The following is a 16,871-nucleotide window of genomic DNA, read 5'->3' on the forward strand; positions in this document are numbered from 1 at the left end:
CTTCACTTACTGAAGCGTCAATCTTCCCTAGCCGTTCTAGTAAAATGAGCATAGTCAAGAGATCTGCCTCGAAGATCTGTGTACAGTATGCCACGACGCCAAATGCGCAAAAGACCTCGCGAGTGTGATCTGCAAAAGGAGAATTCATTAAGTACTCGTATCTCTTAACACCAGCCGCCCCATCCCCTGGGGTGAGTACTGTTCTGATTATGGCTTCCTCCGCAGGCAGTATACCACACAGCCTGTTGTTACTCTACTGGTGTCGGATTCGGAAGCAGACCCCGCTTACTTATTTAAGATTACACCCGAAAGCCGGCCTTGTCAATCGCGCAAAACTCAAGTGAACCCACCATGAATGGTGGACCACCCGGGGGGGGTTCTGTTCGGATTGTGGTTCCCGCCGCAAACTGTGAGCCACACGGCCTTCGGGTTGAGCCTCCAGCCTCACTCGCCGGCGGTATGCTCAGATCTCATCCGCTCGATGAAGCTCGTCGAAACCCAGTAGATTCCCCACGGCCTGCCCCGACCGGCACTGACAAAGAACAGATACTTGCCATCGGGGCTGACGCGCGCAGAGCCGTTAACATGTGACGCGTTGATGGTATCGCCCAGGTTTATCCTGTCCGTCCACGTTCCGTTCGCTTTCAGGAAACTGATACTCAGGCTGTCGTTCGCAGAAAACAACAGGTAGTCACCCTCCGGCGAGATAAACGGACTGCGCCCGACCAGGGTTTCATTGCCGAACAGCTCGGTCAGCAGGACGGGGTCCTGATATACTCCGTCCACGAACCGGGAGCAGTACATCTTCTCAGAGAACTCGGAGAAGTACAGGTTGCCCCGCTTGTCCACCGAGCACGGCCAGTGGACGCCGATCACGTTAATGTTGTCGCCTGCCGATACCGGTTCCGACCAGCCCGATTCGGTCCGTTCCATATACCAGTATTCTTCTTTGACGTCCGGGTCGCCTCCCGGTTCCTCTCCCGGTTTGAACGGTCGGGTGTTGATGAAATAGAGCCGGTTGCCGTCCGGTGAAAACGACGGGTCCCGTTCGATCGCCGCCGTTTCGGGGTATGACCACCGGTTGCCCTCGCGGCGCGACACTTTCACTGCCCCTTCCCCGGGTGACATCTCGGTCCAGTAGGCCTCGGCGGTGTCGGGCGAAAAGGCAATTGACGAATGAGCTCGGAAGTGACCGGAGACGATTCCGGGCGCAAACATCATCGGCATATCACCCGGTGGCTCCTGCCCCATATAAGGACCCTCGAGAATGGGGAACTGCGGCTCGGACGTATCGGCACCGCTGGACCCGAGGTACTCAGCGGCTTCACGATAGCCTTTCCGAGAGGCCAGGTTGAACGCCGATTCTCCTTTCTTGTTGCGTACATCTGTGCTTAAACCCTGTCCGACCAGGTACTTCAGCACATCCACCCGTCCCTCCGACACCGCGTAGTGCAACGGGGTCCAGCCGTCGCCGTCGGTCTGGTCAAGCTTGAAGCCATTCTCGGCGAGCGAGCTGACGATTTCGGCCGAGCCGCCGGCCGAGGCCGGAAGTATCAGCCCGGGATCCCGCGCGGCCACCTGGGCAACGTCTATTTTATCGAATTCCAGAACGTACTGATACAGACTATTCAGGCCCTTAACCACGCTCATCTGAAATGCCAGCTCAAGCATGTCATCTTCGATAGCGGCTTTCCGATCGACCAGGTACGTCACCATCTCTTCGAAACCATTCCGTGCCGCCCACAGCAAGGCGGTGTAGCGACGCATCGCCTGGGCATTGATGTCGGCGCCCCGTTCCGCGAGGACCTCTACTACCGGCATGTGCCCGCCCTCGACCGTGAGAATAAGGGGGGTCCGCATGACGCCGTCACGAGCCTCGATATCGGCACCCTGATCGAGAAGCAGGTTCACGATCTCCGGATAGCCATGCAAGGCGGCCAGGTGCAGCGGCGTCCATCCGCCGACAAAGCCGTTGTGTTTGGTGGCCGACGTATCGTTCAGCGTCGTCGTACCCTGCTCGAGCAGGTATGCGACCATTTCCGCGTTGCCGGCGGTAACTGCATCGTGCAGTGGCGATTCGAGGTCCTGATCGAACACGTCAATGTCAGCCCCGTGATCGATCAGGGAGCGCGCGATGTCATTGAGGTTCAGGCTGACGGCGTGATGTAACGGTGTCTTTCCTGCCTCATCCGGGGCATTGACCGCGTTTGGCAGACTATCCACAATCGCACGCACGGCAATTAGATCTCCCGCTTTGACGGCATCGTGGATATCGTCACCGGATACCGATGATACCAAAACGACAGCAGACAATAAAACACAGACCACGGCGATCATACTTCTAATGTACATTGCACTATCCTTCTTCCTGAGCGGATGTTTTCAGACAATTGAGCTTGGACTTGTTTAAGCTAACGTACTACACCCTTTAATCAAGCATATTTTAGGAGCGTATGCCGAGGATTGAATACGTACGATACGTTGGCGAAATGAAGCGACATGTCGACACGGCCCGCTCTTACTGTGCTGGTGTCGGATTAGGAAGTAAACCCCACTTAGTGCCGAACAATTCACGCCGGAAAGCCGGCCTTGTCAACCCGGTAAAGCCCAGTGCCCCCACCCCCCGGGGTGGGTTCTGCTGGGAGTATGGATCCCACCGCAAGCGGTGGGGCACCCGGCCAACGTCTACTTTTTCCGGGCAATGTAATCAATATATGCCTGTATATATTTATTTTCATTTTCGATTTTCTCTATCAGTCTTTTTTCCTTACGGATGATTTCACATGATCCAAAATAGATGTCGGCTTCGTTATCTTCATACTTTGCAAACCGCTCGCTTTTTAACAGTCGATAAGCAAATGAATTTTGATTAAATGGATGGTCATCGGGATCATCTACCGAGTCAAAATTCACATAGCATAAGCCACCAGGTCTCAATACCCTCTTTATCTCACCCATGGAACGTAGTATATCAGGCTTAGTCATGAAGGTAATTGCGTTATAGGAGTATACAAAACTGAATGATTCATCTGCGAAAGGAATATCTCTCATGTCAGCGTGTATAAAATGCAATGTATAGTCGTGTTCTGTACAAAATGCAACTGCCTCATCTAAGGCTTCCTTACTAATCTCAAGGCCGAATGCTTCATATCCGTACTGATAGAATAGAGACAGTTTGGTATTAGCCCATCCTGCCCCGCAGTCCAATATTATCTTTGGAAGCGGATTAAGGTTGCATAGTCTTAGATATTCATAAAGCGGTGTTGCTGTGGATATCTCTATCATTGTACTTATCAAGACTACGATATCTTTTCTTGATGTTTACAAGATATCAATATCACACTTGAGACGCAAATTCGATTTACGGGACTGCTCAAGGCGTTGGAAGGGAAAGGATGTCAACTTCCTGGCAAGGTGATCCATGGTGCAACTATTCATGAAAAGCTCCCCCAATTGGACGAAATCTGCAACTCGCTGTGTGATCCTCTGACTCATAGCCTTGCTGAACACCTGGCACAATTGGTTGCTGCTTAATGGGATGGTCAGAATCCGGATTTCTATTCGTCTGTAGTTAAGCGTACGGTCTGTTTGGAGTTAAGCCCGATCTCCGGTGCTCGGGCAAACACCAACCTTGTCAACCTGGTAAAGCGCCATTATACAGCCATACTCAGTATCCTCTACCGTGTGGTGCGGTCGCCGGAGCGGTCATCGTAGCCCGGGAAAACGGTCGGCGGAGGACTGTGAGAAGCCCGGGCGACCATCAATTCCAGCTCTCCTGGATTGCCTCACGTCTCAAGGATTCGTGCGGCCGCCGGTTATGCCGCCGGGGCCTGCTCACCGACCAGCGTCGTCAGCCGGGCGTTCTCGCCCTCAAACTCCTTGAGATACCCGGCCTGATCCACCCCAAGACCGCCGGACTCCTTCCGCCAGCGATAGTTGGTCTGCTCGTTGATCCTCAGCCTTTTGGGTACGTGCTTGACCGTGGAACCACCGGCAAGTTCAGTCTCGGCCTCCCGCAGCATCCAGAAAATGGCCTCCACCGTGTAACGTTTCCGGCCCATGGCTGCCTCCTTGCTCGATCCAAACCAATATACTATCTGTCAATCTGGACCGAAATATGGGGCAGGTCACTCTGCACGCTTCTTACGGGCAGTCTGCCGGGGGCGTATGGCTGATAAACAGGTAATCGATCAGCGCCGTCAGATCGCCAATGTCGACAATACCTTCCTCATCGCCATCAACGTTAGCCTCCTCCGTGCAGCCTGGAGCTTCGTTTGGCGGGATGAACAGATAGCTGATTAACGCCGTCAGGTCGCCGATATCGATGATCTCCTCAGGGTCGCCGTCGATGTTGCCGGTCATACCGATACAGCAGCCCGCCGCGGTCACTTGCGTGGCAAGGGATGTTGTCGATGCTGGGGCTGACTGATCACTGCGCCGAATCGTCAGTGAGCCGCTGCCGGTCTCACCGCCCACAAGGTCCCCTGCACCCCAGCTGATTCTTACTGAAGCCGAATTGCTAGTGTCAGGCGCGGACAGTGCAGACATGGCCAATCCGTCGGCATAATCAGACCAGTCCCAGGGTCCGGGGTCTCCGTCCACCTGAATCTCAACACTTCCCGAGTCACCGTTATCCAGAACAATCAGCGGGCTCGGAATGATGCGGCGAAGAGACAAAGCGAGGCCGGATATATCACTGAATGGTCCTAAATCCGGGTTCACACGCATCGTGAAGGTCCCGTCCTCGTCCCATGTGACTGTGCCGGGATCGTTGACATATATCGCCCCGCGACTCGTGAAGCCCAGGTCAAGATCACTCGAGATGCCGCTGAAACTGCCCGGCGCCACCCCAAAAACATACGTACCTGCGTCCGTTGCGGGAATGGCCTCGCCACCACCGGTCTGACCCTCGAACACCGTGAAGTCGCTGCCGACAAGACGCCTCAGGTGCAGGCTCAGATTAGCGACGTCTGAATACGGCCGGGTGCCATCATTGATTCTCAGCGTGAAGGTCCCGTCCTCGTCCCATGTGACTGTGCCGGGATCGTTGACATATATCGCCCCGCGACTCGTGAAACCCAGGTCAAGATCACTCGAGATGCCGCTGAAACTGCCCGGCGCCACCCCCCAAACATACGTACCTACGTCCGCTGCGGGAAGGGCATCACCACCCCCGGTCTGGCCCTCGAACACCGTGAAGTCGCTGCCGACAAGACGCCTCAGGTGCAGGCTCAGATTGGCGACGTCTGAATACGGCCGGGTGCCATCATTGATTCTCATCGTGAAGGTCCCGTCCTCGTCCCATGTGACTGTGCCGGGATCGTTGACATATATTGCCCCGCGACTCGTGAAACCCAGGTCAAGATCACTCGAGATGCCGCTGAAACTGCCCGGCGCCACCCCAAAAACATACGTACCTGCGTCCGTTGCGGGAATGGCATCACCACCACCGGTCTGGCCCTGGAAGACCGTGAAGTCGGTGCCGACAAGACGCCTCAGGTGAAGGGACAGATTGGCCAGGTCTGAATACGGCCGGGTGCCATCATTGATTCTCATCGTGAAGGTCCCGTCCTCGTCCCATGTGACTGTGCCGGGATCGTTGACATATGTCGCCCCGCGACTCGTGAAACCCAGGTCAAGATCACTCGAGATGCCGCTGAAACTGCCCGGCGCCACCCCAAAACCATACGTACCTGCGTCCGTTGCGGGAATGGCATCACCACCACCGGTCTGACCCCGGAAGACCGTGAAGTTGGTTGCATCAATGTAGCGTAGTGACAGTCCCACGCCATCTATGACGGCGTCCGGGCGGGTGCCATCCTTGACCGTCAGTGTAAAGGTACCGTCACCGGTCCAGTTGGGTGTTGTACACGAAAGCACGGCTCCCATAGCGTCGAAGCTGATCGATGGCGCCGGCGAGAGGCCGCTGAAGTTACTGGCTGAGAATACAAAACCCTCCGCCCCGGGTTGGAGTACCATGACGCCACCTGATGTCTGCTGTTCAAAGACCGTGTAGCCGTCACCCACCAGGCTCCTCAAAGATAGGCTCATTGGGTAGACTCTGTCAGCATCGACCCCGTTTGACAGCGTCAAGGTGAAACTCCCGTCTGCACCACCCTCCCAATCAGAGGTTGCAAAGCCGCTCCAGTGGAGCTCGGCCCTCGTCTGGTCGGCATTCTGGTAGTCAAACCAGATACTCGGGGAACCGGCGAAACCGCTGAATCCCGATACTGACCAGGTCCACGGATTGCCCGGCGTGGGAGCTACGGATTCGGTCAACTCGGGATAATTGCTCTGGTCCTGAATGAGAGTGACCGCGGTGTGGTCGAGCGCGGCCATGACTGCGTTAGAGTTGACAGAAAAAAAAGTGATGAGGGGCAACAGGAGTAAGGTTCTGGGTTTCATCGCTTGCACTCCAGGATCTTATGAGGATCCGGTCTTTGGGGAGAGCAGATCCCCGGTCGTTTCTGCGGCTCTGACACTATGATTATCGGCGGTGACTCGGGATATACTAATTCACAAATATACATCGAATCCCGTTTCCAGTCAAGGAGTTCCGGTGACAGTCCCTCATCCTTACTAAGCGTTCTCGTGACCCGAGGGGTTACTGCGAGGACCTCATCACGGCCTTCTGTCCGGTGCCAATGAAGAGAAGTCGCGCCGAGTCTTGAACGCCGGCCTGCCGGTGAAGATGTCGCCGTATCGGCAGTTGTTAGAATATGGTCGCGTGGCCCATCATACTACTGAGGCAGCCCCAGGGCCAAAGCGCTTCCTGGACGGGAGCGGCAGAACACCTTGTCCCTCGTTTTACTTTGCCCGTTCCCGCCCGGCACTGTCTTGGATTATGCTTTGGTCCAGGAACGCACCGGAGTGTGAGCCGCTGATCCTGACGGCTGACAGGGGTCCGCTTTTTGAAAACCGGATACCTACCGGGTCGCTCGCAGTGGAACCGCTGAACCAGGAGTGTTAGAGCAAAGTAATAGGCATCAGTTTTTTCTCAATTCGTGTAATGCTGCAGGTCGGTATGGATTGAGTTGATCTCTTCTTCTGCAAGATTCGATCGATCATAATAGTACTTTGCCAGGACCCAAAGACCCTGATCCAGGCGCTTGTATTTGAAGGAATTAAGTCCGGTGTAACTTGCCAGCGAATCTATGACAGACACGTACCGACGATAGTTACGAAGATCGGCCTGTGTGAAAGGTGGGCAGAAATTGATTTGTTTGTTGAGCGCGGTAAGAAGCCTCATCACTAAGCTGTCGAAGATGGGGAAATTGGTCGGCTGATGAAGCGCCGCGTACTTAGTCGCGAAGGAATAGAGGTCTCTCTCCTTACCCGACTTCTTGACTATTATCTCATGACCATGCCGAATATCATCGACCAGTGACAGATCGCCTGACGTCAGCCGTCTGTCAGTATCGGTGCACAAAATGTGCCTCGCAACTTTCTCTGTATTGTATATCTGTGTGGTATAGAAGGAGTTTATGAGGATGACTTTTGGTAGCACTGATTGAAGAGTGTCATTTCCGTGAAATTTGTGGATCGCGGTTTCGACAACTTTGTCGGAGAGAGAAAAGCGTTTGTTTTGGTCAAAGAGGTTGGCGCAGTGTTCGATTGTCTCGCCAATGTGATGTCGATGAATTCTTGTTTCGGTCATGTGTCAACGATACTAAACTACGGTTGGTACCGAAAGGTGTTCTTAGACAAGACCATCGTTTCTTGTATTGTCGTGCATATGACGTAGAAATCGATAGGTTAGTTCGAGCGCCCAGAGGAGGCTGCTTGTAAGCGTTTCAACTACTTACGGTTATGATAAGCTCCCCCAAATAGACGAATTTCGCAACTGGTCTCAAACACACGAACCATATGTGTGTGAGCAGCTTAAGCTGATCGTCACAGCCTGACCCTATGGGCTAAAAGTGTCCATCACTTGGCGGGATCAGTGAAGTCGATTCGCAAAAGGCAGCCTGCCCGATTGTGCTTCAAATAACTGGATGAGTTCTTTCTCGGTATCACGCGGGCCGGGCGGATTGCCCGTTGGCATTGCCCACACTGTAAATGATTCGTAGCCCCTTAATTGCCACAGAATCTCTCCACCCTTGTGTGGACCGCTCTCGGAAGTCTGGCCGTTACCGTGTCTCAACAGATCAGAAAGGCGTTTACGAAGACTTCGTGGTCTTGAATACCCGGCGAGTCCGATGTAGATCACGTCCACATTGTCAACCCATTTTTCGGCTAAGCGCGAAACGTTGTATGGATTGATGACGTTACCAACCTTGTGAGCCATTTCCACCGAGATGAACTCCGGTTTGTATCCTTCAGGTGCCGTTACGAGATAGACTCCACACTTTGAAAGACCGTCGAAATCAGGCAATCCTGCCGATAACAGGTCGCCCAGAATTCCAAGCTCAGTGAATCCTGCTGCAATTACATCTGCAACGGAGGTGATGCTTTCAGGCTGGGCTGTTTCTAACTTCGTGTCTGCGCTCTGCACCTCGCGGGGCTCCGTTGCGTGCGACGTGTGGCCTCTTTGGACAGATGAACGTGCTCGAAGCTCGATTGACGAGCCGCTTAGGACAAACAGATTAGGGTATTTGGTAGCTCTTGCCCGAATCTGCGAGGCTGGCACCGGCTCACCATCTTTTCGCTGATAGCGTTGTAGTCGGTTGACGCGTGCTGCGATCTCGGTAGATGTTAACGAGTGACCCACGCTTCTGAGAACCGCTATGATTTCTTCATGCAGAGTCATCATCATCACCTTTTCCCTAATTGCCGGGTGTCCCACCCCTTGGGGTGGGTACTGTTCTGAGTATCGTCCCCACTGAAAGCAGTGGGCCGCTGGCCTGTTCTTTCTGTGCTGGTGTCCGGCTCGGAAGCAAACCCCACTTACTGCCGGGTAATTTACGTTGGGTAGCCGGCTTTGTCAATCGCGCAAAACTCAAGTGAACCCACCATGAATGGTGGGCCACCCGACCCGAAGTCTTGTCTCGATCCTGGCGCGAAAAAATAGCTCCCCCGGCTGGACTCGAACCAGCGACCCGCTGATTAACAGTCAGCTGCTCTACCAACTGAGCTACAGGGGAGTGTCTCACGAAGGCTGTCTGTCCCGCCGCCGTACGCGGCAGGCCCTATTATACCCCTTATCGGCATCTTGTCAACAGATTTTGAAGCCGGCACGGGCTGCCCGGCCTTCCACTCGCCGCGCCGTCGGACGGCGCGTGTCTGTCGGCCCGACAGGTCCGCCGTCCTCTGGAATCCCGCTTTCTCAGGCACGGCCGTTCAAGGCCTCCGGGGGATGCCCTGGGTGCCGAGATCAGGGGCCCGTAGCCGCTGTGACCCGGCTTCCGCGCGGCACCGGCCGGCCTTCGATGCCCTGCCGCCTGTGTTCCCACCCAGTTGACTCGGTTCAAGAGGTGGAACCTGGAACCATCCGTAGCGTAAAAACAGGTGATAGAGGAAAGAGGCCACAAGACTATGGAGAGTTCACTATGAAGAAGACGGTAACGCTGTTACTGCTGACCGGGGTTGCTCTGACCGTGTGTTTCGGCCCCGGCCTGGCTGATTCCGGCAAGTACAGCAAGGTAGCCTGGCTCGGTGTCTCGACGCAGACGGTGAGCGGGGATCTGGCACGTTCTTTCGATCTGCCCGTTAACTATGGGGCGCTTGTCAACGACGTGTCGCCGGACTCACCGGCCGATAAAGCCGGTATCAGGGAGGACGACGTCATTATCGCCCTGGACGGGGCGAAAGTCAGCGAGGCCGGGGAGTTGACGGACCTCGTGCGGGAACACTCGCCCGGCGATGAGGTTACCGTGACGCTCAACCGGGACGGACAAGAGCAGGAGGTCAAGGTCGAGCTCGGAGCTAGGAGAGCGAAATACAAGTCCCTCGACTCGGACTATCCGATGGTCATGGACGACTTCCGGTGGCGGGGGGATCAGGAGCAGTCGTATATCGGTGTCGTGCTAATGGACCTTTCCGAACAGCTGGGTGACTACTTCGGCGTGCCCGACGGCCACGGGACGTTGATCAGCGAAGTAGAGGAGGAATCTCCCGCGGAGAAGGCGGGGTTGAAGGCCGGGGACGTCATAGTCGGGATTGACGACGAAGAAATGGAGGACGCCGGCGACGTCTCGGATATGATCGGTGAGAAGGACGAGGGGGACAAGGTCAATATCACCGTGCTGCGCAACAGGCGCGAGACCCGTGTGGCCGTTGAAGTGGGAAAACGGGAAGGCGCCCTGTCGTGGGTGCTGCCGCGCCGGCCCAGCATGACCAAGCGGCATATCATGCTTCAGGTTCCGGACCCAAAGGAATGGCGTTTCGAGAAAGACCTCGAACTCGACGACATCTTCGATTCAGATGAATTCCGGGAAGAAATGGAGGAGTTGCGCGAGGAGTTAAAGGAACTCAAGGAAGAGCTTAGCAAGCTGAAAGGGTCAGGGCGTTAGGCCGACCCTTGCGGGACGGATCCTCGGCAATACGCAGGCCCCGCCTTCGGCGGGGCTTCATTTTTGGTCAATTGACACTTGCTCCACATTGGACACGGAGGGTATATTCGTAAGTCATGGCCCCTATAACGGTTGGAAAGATATTCGAAGCGCGTAACCAGGATCTGGAACTGACCCTGCTGAACGGCACCGACAAGGGCATGAAAAAGGTGGTCCGCAACGGGGAACTACACCGTCCCGGCCTGGCGCTGACCGGCTTTTTTGACCGTTTCGCCAGCCAGCGAATCCAGGTTCTTGGGGAGACAGAAGTCGCCTACATGAACGGCCTGGCCAATGACCGGCTCAAGGAAGTGGTCGACAGGCTGTTCGGGTTTGATATCCCGATGGCGGTGGTTTCCAAGGGCATCGCGCCGCCGCTGGCGTTTGTGGCCGCCGCCGACGAGTACGGCACGGCCGTTTTCTCCAGCCGCCTGTCCACCGCCGTGCTGGTCAACCGGCTCTCCGCCTACCTGGACCACCTGTTCGCGCCCTCGACCAACGTCCACGGAACGCTCATCGACGTATACGGTGTGGGGCTGGTGTATACGGGCAAGTCCGGCATCGGCAAATCCGAGATAGCTCTCGATCTCGTGGAGCGCGGACACCGCCTTGTCGCCGATGACGTGGTCAAGATCACCAGGGTGGCTCCGGACGTGCTTATAGGCTCCGGCTCCGAACTGCTCGGGCATCACATGGAAATCCGGGGGGTCGGTATCATCGATGTCGAAGAGCTGTTCGGCATCAGGGCCATCCGCCTGCAGAAGCGCATCGAGGTGGAGGTGCGGCTGACGCTGTGGGAGGAAACCGTCGATTACGAGCGGCTGGGGCTGGAGGACCGGCGCACTGCCATCCTCGGCGTGCAGATACCAATTCTGTACGTCCCCATTTCCCCGGGGAAGAACATCACCGTCATCTCCGAAGTGATCGCCATGAATCACATGCTGAAGGTCTACGGAGAGAACTCAGCGGTTGATTTTTCCAAAAAACTCTCGCGGCGGCTCAGCCGCCAGTCTACGACCAAAGAGTATCTCGAATCGGACTACGAGTGAGCCATCCGCGCAGCCATGGTGAAAAGGGGCTTGGAATATTCTCGTGTTTTCGTATTATTACGCCCGATACAGGTCCGGCCCGGGGAACCCGGACGTTGTCTGCTGGTAAAACGATGAGACTTACATACAGAGAGGTGGATTGGCAATGTTTAGACGTGGCGTAGTGGTACTGGTGGTGTCGATTCTGCTGGGGTCCGCAATGTTTTCCGGATGCGGTGATTCCGGCAATAGAACGATAGCGGTTGTGGGTGATTACAATATCACTCTCGATGAATTCGAGGAAACCACGCAAGGAATGCGGCAAACCTTTCCCAAGGCCGACATGGAGTTCGCCAAGAGGCGGCAGGCCCTGGACTCCCTGATCGTGACCCGCATGCTGGTCCAGGCGGCGTATGAGAAGGGTATCGACCAGCACGAGGAAATCGCGCGCGTGGTTCTGGCCAACAAGGATAAATTCCTTCTGGACGTGCTGTACCTGCGACACGTGGTGGAGAATACGGATGCGTCCGATGCCGAGATCAGGGATTTCTACAACCACCTGGAGCACAAACTGAGGGCCTATCAGATTGTGGTGGATTCGCTTGAGACCGCACAGATGCTGTTTGACCGTCTGAAGGAGGGTGCCGATTTCGAGCAGTTGGCGTACGAATACTCCACCGACCCGGGGGCCAAGCGCAATCGCGGTGATATCGGCTATTTCGTCTGGGGGGCCATGGTGGATGCATTCCAGGAGGCGGCTTTCGCCATGGAGCCCGGTGAGCTCTCACCGCCGGTGAAGTCGCGGTACGGCTACCACATTATCAAGGTTGTGGACAAGACGCCGAATGAGCTGCGCGGAAGTTTCGAGGAGACGAAAGAATCGGTCAGGGGCCAGATTCTCAATCGCAAGCGCGCCCAGCTCACCGCGGAGTATTTCGATTACATCAGGGCGAAGTACCCGATCACGATTGATAGTGCTACCTGCGACTACCTGTTGCACAAGCGCGAGCAACTTTACCCGCCCCAGCTTCTGGCCAATCTGCCCAAGTCCGACTTCGATCTCGAGCAGCTCGACCGCAACGAGCGTGAACTGGTGATGGCCAACTGGGAGGGAGGGCAGGTCACGGTCCTGGAGTACTTGTCGCTTATTCGGCAGGTCCCTGAGCAGTATCGACCGGACCTTGACGATTACGATTCACTGAAAACCTTTGTCTTCGAACTCAAGAAGACCGACCTGCTGTCTTATGAAGCTACGCTGGAGGGAGTGGAAAACGACCCCGAGTTCAAGCGGAAGCTGAGCCGCTTCAAAGAGCTGGCCATGGCCGACATGATGCGCAACGACTCGATTCCGGTTCCCCCGGCACCTGACGAGGCGGCCGCGCGCCTTTACTACGATGAGCACCACCAGGAGTTTTCCAACCCGGCCAAGATCCACCTGTTTGAGATCCTCCTGAGTGACGAGCTACAGGCGCGAAAGCTTGCCGGGGAGATAAAATCACTGGAGGCGTTCAAGGAAAAGGCGATGGACCTCACCGAGCGGCCGGGCAAACGCGTGGCCAGCGGAGATCTCGACTACATCGAACGGTCGTGGTTTCCGGAAATCTTTGACCGCGCCTGGAAAACGCCGACGGGCAAGATCGGGGGCCCGGTCTTTGCGGGGGGCAAGTACTCGATTTTCTACGTGGTTGACCGCACCGAGGCGGAGTTGAAGGACTTTCTCGGCGTAAAGCGGGAGATCATGCAGAAGCTCCTGAGAGAGCAGGTGGAGCAGGTCTTCGGCGAGTGGGTGGAGGAACGCAAGGCGAAAACCGAGATCGAAATCAACGAGGACCTGATTTGGGAAACGATCGACATGAGCAAGTACGCCTCGGTCGATTCCGGTGCGGTCACGAGCAATTGACGGTGTTCGCTTTGAAAGCCGGCAGACTGGCACTGATTCTCGTTCTGGCAGTGGCCGGGGCGGTACTCGGGCAGCGAGAGACGGTCGATAAGATCGCGGTGTTGGTCGGCAATGAGGTCATACTGGCCTCGGAACTGGCCAGCCAACTGCAGCTTGTGGCCTTTCAGACGGGGCGTAACCCGACCAGCCCGGAGGAGATCCAAGAATTCCAGCAGGAAATTCTGGAGCAGATGATTTCCGACCGGCTCTTTTTGATGGAAGCTCGCAAAGATACCTCCATTTCAATCCGACGTGAAGAAATCGACCAGGCGCTGGACGAACAGATCGCGCGGGTAGCGGCTAATTTCGAATCGGAAGAGGATTTTCTGGCGGCCCTGACGCAGGAAGGGCTGACTCTTCGCAAGCTGAAAAGGCGCTATCGGGAGGAGATCGAGAACCAGTTGCTCAAGCAGCGGCATATCCAGTCGAAACTGTATGCAGTTTCCGTATCGCGCCACGAAGTTGAGCAATTCTATACCGAGTTCAGAGATTCGATACCACCGCAGCCGGAGGCGCTGAAGCTGGCCCACATTCTGCTGGCCGTCGGCCCGTCGCAGGCGGTGGAAGACTCAGTCAGGCAGCAGGCCGTGAGCCTGCGCCAGAGAGTCCTGGACGGAGCGGACCTGGCCGCCCTTTCAGCCCAGTACTCCAGTTACGGTGCGGGCGCCAACGGCGGTGATCTTGGCTACATTTCACGTGACGACGTCGTTCCAGAATTTGCCCGGGCGGCGTTTCAACTGCAAGTCGGTGACATCTCGGGCGTAATCCGTACCGAGTTTGGTTACCACGTCATCAAATGCGAGGGCAAGCGCGACGATAAGTTGCGGCTGCGTCACATTTTGCTCGGTGTGCTGCCGTCGGCGGACGACTCCCTGCGGGCCCAACAGGTGGCCGATTCGCTGATGCAGGAAGTCATGAACGGCGGTGATTTTGCCGAACTGGCCAAGGCTTTTTCCGTCGATGATGATACGCGGGCCAATGGCGGTGAGCTTGGCTGGTTTGCGTCGCGCGAACTGCCGACCGACTTCGCCCCGGCCGTGGCCGGCTGGACGACGCCGGGCGAGTACCGGGGACCGCTACAGACGCGGTTTGGTCTGCACCTGCTGAAACTGCTTGATTACCAGCCGGAAAAAACACTGACGCTGGAAAACGATTTTGATCAGATCAAGGAGCTCGCTCGACAGGACAAGACCGGTAGAATGGTCGACGAGTGGATTGAAGGTATTAAGAAGAGAACTTACATTGACTATCGCGTCGAGTTCTGATGCGCATTGATGACTTTCTCTCTACGGTCGGGATTGTCAAGCGACGCTCCGTGGCCAAGCAAGTCGGGGCGAGCGGCATGATCGAAGTAAACGGCCGGGTAGTCAAGCCGGCCTACCAGGTGAAAGTCCGGGATATCATAGTCATCAAGGGGAGCAAGCCGTTCCGGGCCGAGGTCCTGGTGGTTCCGACCGGCTCCGTTCCGAAAGCCAGCCGCAGCGAGTTCTTCAAGGAATTGTAGCCGCCCGCAGAGTCGGCCGTATTCGCATGTGAGCGGCTCCGGCCGCAAGGGATGATCCAGGGGGCCCTGACCGCAGTTCTCACCCTGTAAGGCGGTGTCGCCCTTTACCCGCCACGCGGTCGAACAATTGATCGGCTTCCGGTGTTGCAGAATACACACGGCCGCCCGGCCGGCCCTCCCCGGCCTGAAATATCGTTGACTTTTTGGTCCATAGTGCCTATATTAACGCGTCATCTACGGCCCTGATCAACCTGCTGTCCACCACTCGACCTGGCACCGGAATTGACCACTTCACGCTGAAGGGCTGGAGAATCCCTGCTGCATGGGCGGGTGGGTCTCACAGACGAAAGCGACATATCTGGGTAAAATTACAGATTGAAACAACACTAGGGGAGGCAGAGATGAAAAGCGTACTCAGATCAGGGTGTATTCTGGCGCTGTGGCTGGTTGCGGGACTGGTACTGGTCGTGCCGGACGCCCTGGCCGATGAACCATTATTCGCCGCAAGGATCGATTATGGCGCGGGAGATGAGCCTTACTCTGTCTTCTCGATTGATCTTGACGGGGATGGTGACAATGACCTGGCGGTAGCCAACAATGGGTCTGCCAATGTTTCCATTCTGAAGAACAACGGTGACGGGACCTTTCAAACGGCGGTCGATTATGGCGCAGGAAATGGTCCGCGCTCTGTCTTCTCAATTGATCTTGACGGGGATGGTGATAATGACCTGGCGGTAGCCAACGCTGTGTCTGCCAATGTCTCCATTCTGAAGAACAACGGTGACGGGACGTTTCAGACGGCGGTCGACTATGGCGCAGGAGATGGTCCACGCTCTGTCTTCTCAATTGATCTTGACGGTGATGGTGACAATGACCTGGCGGTAGCGAACTTATACTCTGACAATGTCTCCATTCTGAAGAATAACGGAGACGGGACCTTTGAAACCGCAGTCGACTATGGTGCAGGAGATCGTCCGTTCTCTGTCTTCTCGAGTGATCTTGACGGTGATGGTGACAATGACCTGGCGGTAGCCAACAATGGTTCTGACAATGTCTCCATTCTCATGAACAACGGTGACGGGACGTTTCTAAGCGCGGTCGACTACGGTGTAGGAGACTATCCCTACGGCATCTTCTCGATTGATCTTGACAGGGATGGTGACAATGACCTGGCGGTAACAAACTATTACTCTGACAATGTTTCCATTCTGAAGAACAACGGTGACGGGACTTTTCTAAGTGCGGTCGACTACGGTGTAGGAGACTATCCCTACGGCATCTTCTCGATTGATCTTGACGGGGATGGTGACAATGACCTGGCGGTAGCCAACGCTGTGTCTGCCAATGTCTCCATTCTGAAGAATAACGGTGACGGGACCTTTCTAACGGCGGTCGACTATGGCGCAGGAGATGGTCCGTTCTCTGTCTTCTCGATTGATCTTGACGGGGATGGTGACAATGACCTGGCGGTAGCTAACTATGAGTCTGACAATGTTTCCATTCTCATGAACAACGGAGACGGGACGTTTCAAACGCCGGTCGACTATGGCGCAGGAGATACTCCGATCTCTGTCTTCTCGATTGATCTTGACGGTGATGGTGACAACGACCTGGCGACAGCCAACTTTGCGTCTGACAATGTTTCCATACTGAAGAACAACGGTGACGGGACGTTTGAAACCGCGGTCGACTATGGTGCAGGAGATTACCCGAACTCTGTTTTCTCGATTGATCTTGACGGGGATGGTGACAATGACCTGGCGACAGCTAACCAATACTCTGACAATGTTTCCATTCTGAAGAACAACGGTGACGGGACCTTTGCTGCCGCGGTCGACTATGTTACTGGTGGTGGTCCGGTCTCTGTCTTCTCGTTTGATCTTGACGGTGATGGTGACAACGACCTGGCG

At 55.7% G+C, this 16,871-nt stretch carries 12 protein-coding genes and 1 tRNA gene; 6 read left to right on the forward strand and 7 right to left on the reverse strand.

Features of this window, described 5'->3' with window-relative positions; genetic code table 11:
- Positions 1 to 444 precede the first annotated feature (444 nt).
- From VMY05_02205 to VMY05_02235, 7 genes are all read right to left on the reverse strand, one after another.
- Positions 445 to 2,352: an ankyrin repeat domain-containing protein gene (locus VMY05_02205; GenBank protein HUV29895.1), complete on the reverse strand. Its 1,908-nt coding sequence runs from the start codon at positions 2,350 to 2,352 to the stop codon at positions 445 to 447.
- A 333-nt stretch (positions 2,353 to 2,685) separates the two neighbouring features.
- Positions 2,686 to 3,285 carry a class I SAM-dependent methyltransferase gene (locus VMY05_02210; protein ID HUV29896.1) on the reverse strand — a complete coding sequence of 200 codons (600 nt, stop codon included), beginning with the start codon at positions 3,283 to 3,285 and terminating at the stop codon, positions 2,686 to 2,688.
- 530 nt (positions 3,286 to 3,815) lie between these two features.
- On the reverse strand, positions 3,816 to 4,061 hold the full coding sequence (locus tag VMY05_02215) for a transposase (protein HUV29897.1): 246 nt from the start codon (positions 4,059 to 4,061) through the stop codon (positions 3,816 to 3,818).
- A gap of 82 nt (positions 4,062 to 4,143) precedes the next feature.
- On the reverse strand, positions 4,144 to 6,405 hold the full coding sequence (locus VMY05_02220) for a hypothetical protein (protein ID HUV29898.1): 2,262 nt from the start codon (positions 6,403 to 6,405) through the stop codon (positions 4,144 to 4,146).
- Positions 6,406 to 6,997: 592 nt separating this feature from the next.
- Complete coding sequence (locus VMY05_02225; GenBank protein ID HUV29899.1) at positions 6,998 to 7,429, reverse strand: hypothetical protein; 432 nt, start codon at positions 7,427 to 7,429, stop codon at positions 6,998 to 7,000.
- Positions 7,430 to 7,939: 510 nt separating this feature from the next.
- Complete coding sequence (locus VMY05_02230) at positions 7,940 to 8,755, reverse strand: hypothetical protein (GenBank protein HUV29900.1); 816 nt, start codon at positions 8,753 to 8,755, stop codon at positions 7,940 to 7,942.
- Between the two features lie 255 nt (positions 8,756 to 9,010).
- Positions 9,011 to 9,083 (reverse strand) — tRNA-Asn (locus VMY05_02235).
- Between the two features lie 405 nt (positions 9,084 to 9,488).
- Here VMY05_02235 and VMY05_02240 point away from each other — a divergent pair.
- The 6 genes from VMY05_02240 to VMY05_02265 all read left to right on the forward strand — a co-directional run.
- Positions 9,489 to 10,451 carry a PDZ domain-containing protein gene (locus tag VMY05_02240; GenBank protein HUV29901.1) on the forward strand — a complete coding sequence of 321 codons (963 nt, stop codon included), beginning with the start codon at positions 9,489 to 9,491 and terminating at the stop codon, positions 10,449 to 10,451.
- A 116-nt stretch (positions 10,452 to 10,567) separates the two neighbouring features.
- On the forward strand, positions 10,568 to 11,539 hold the full coding sequence (gene hprK / locus VMY05_02245) for an HPr(Ser) kinase/phosphatase (GenBank protein ID HUV29902.1): 972 nt from the start codon (positions 10,568 to 10,570) through the stop codon (positions 11,537 to 11,539).
- Between the two features lie 145 nt (positions 11,540 to 11,684).
- Positions 11,685 to 13,418, forward strand: a complete 1,734-nt coding sequence (locus VMY05_02250; protein HUV29903.1) for a peptidylprolyl isomerase — start codon at positions 11,685 to 11,687, stop codon at positions 13,416 to 13,418.
- Positions 13,419 to 13,429: 11 nt separating this feature from the next.
- Positions 13,430 to 14,722 (forward strand): peptidylprolyl isomerase, encoded by a 1,293-nt coding sequence (locus VMY05_02255; GenBank protein ID HUV29904.1) that lies wholly within the window; start codon positions 13,430 to 13,432, stop codon positions 14,720 to 14,722.
- On the forward strand, positions 14,722 to 14,961 hold the full coding sequence (locus VMY05_02260) for a S4 domain-containing protein (GenBank protein HUV29905.1): 240 nt from the start codon (positions 14,722 to 14,724) through the stop codon (positions 14,959 to 14,961). The genes VMY05_02255 and VMY05_02260 overlap by 1 nt, the downstream gene beginning before the upstream one ends.
- A gap of 401 nt (positions 14,962 to 15,362) precedes the next feature.
- Positions 15,363 to 16,871: FG-GAP-like repeat-containing protein (locus VMY05_02265; protein ID HUV29906.1), on the forward strand; the 1,509-nt coding region annotated here is incomplete at its 3' end.

Source organism: Acidobacteriota bacterium (assembly GCA_035529075.1).
GTDB lineage: Bacteria > Zixibacteria > MSB-5A5 > GN15 > FEB-12 > DATKXK01.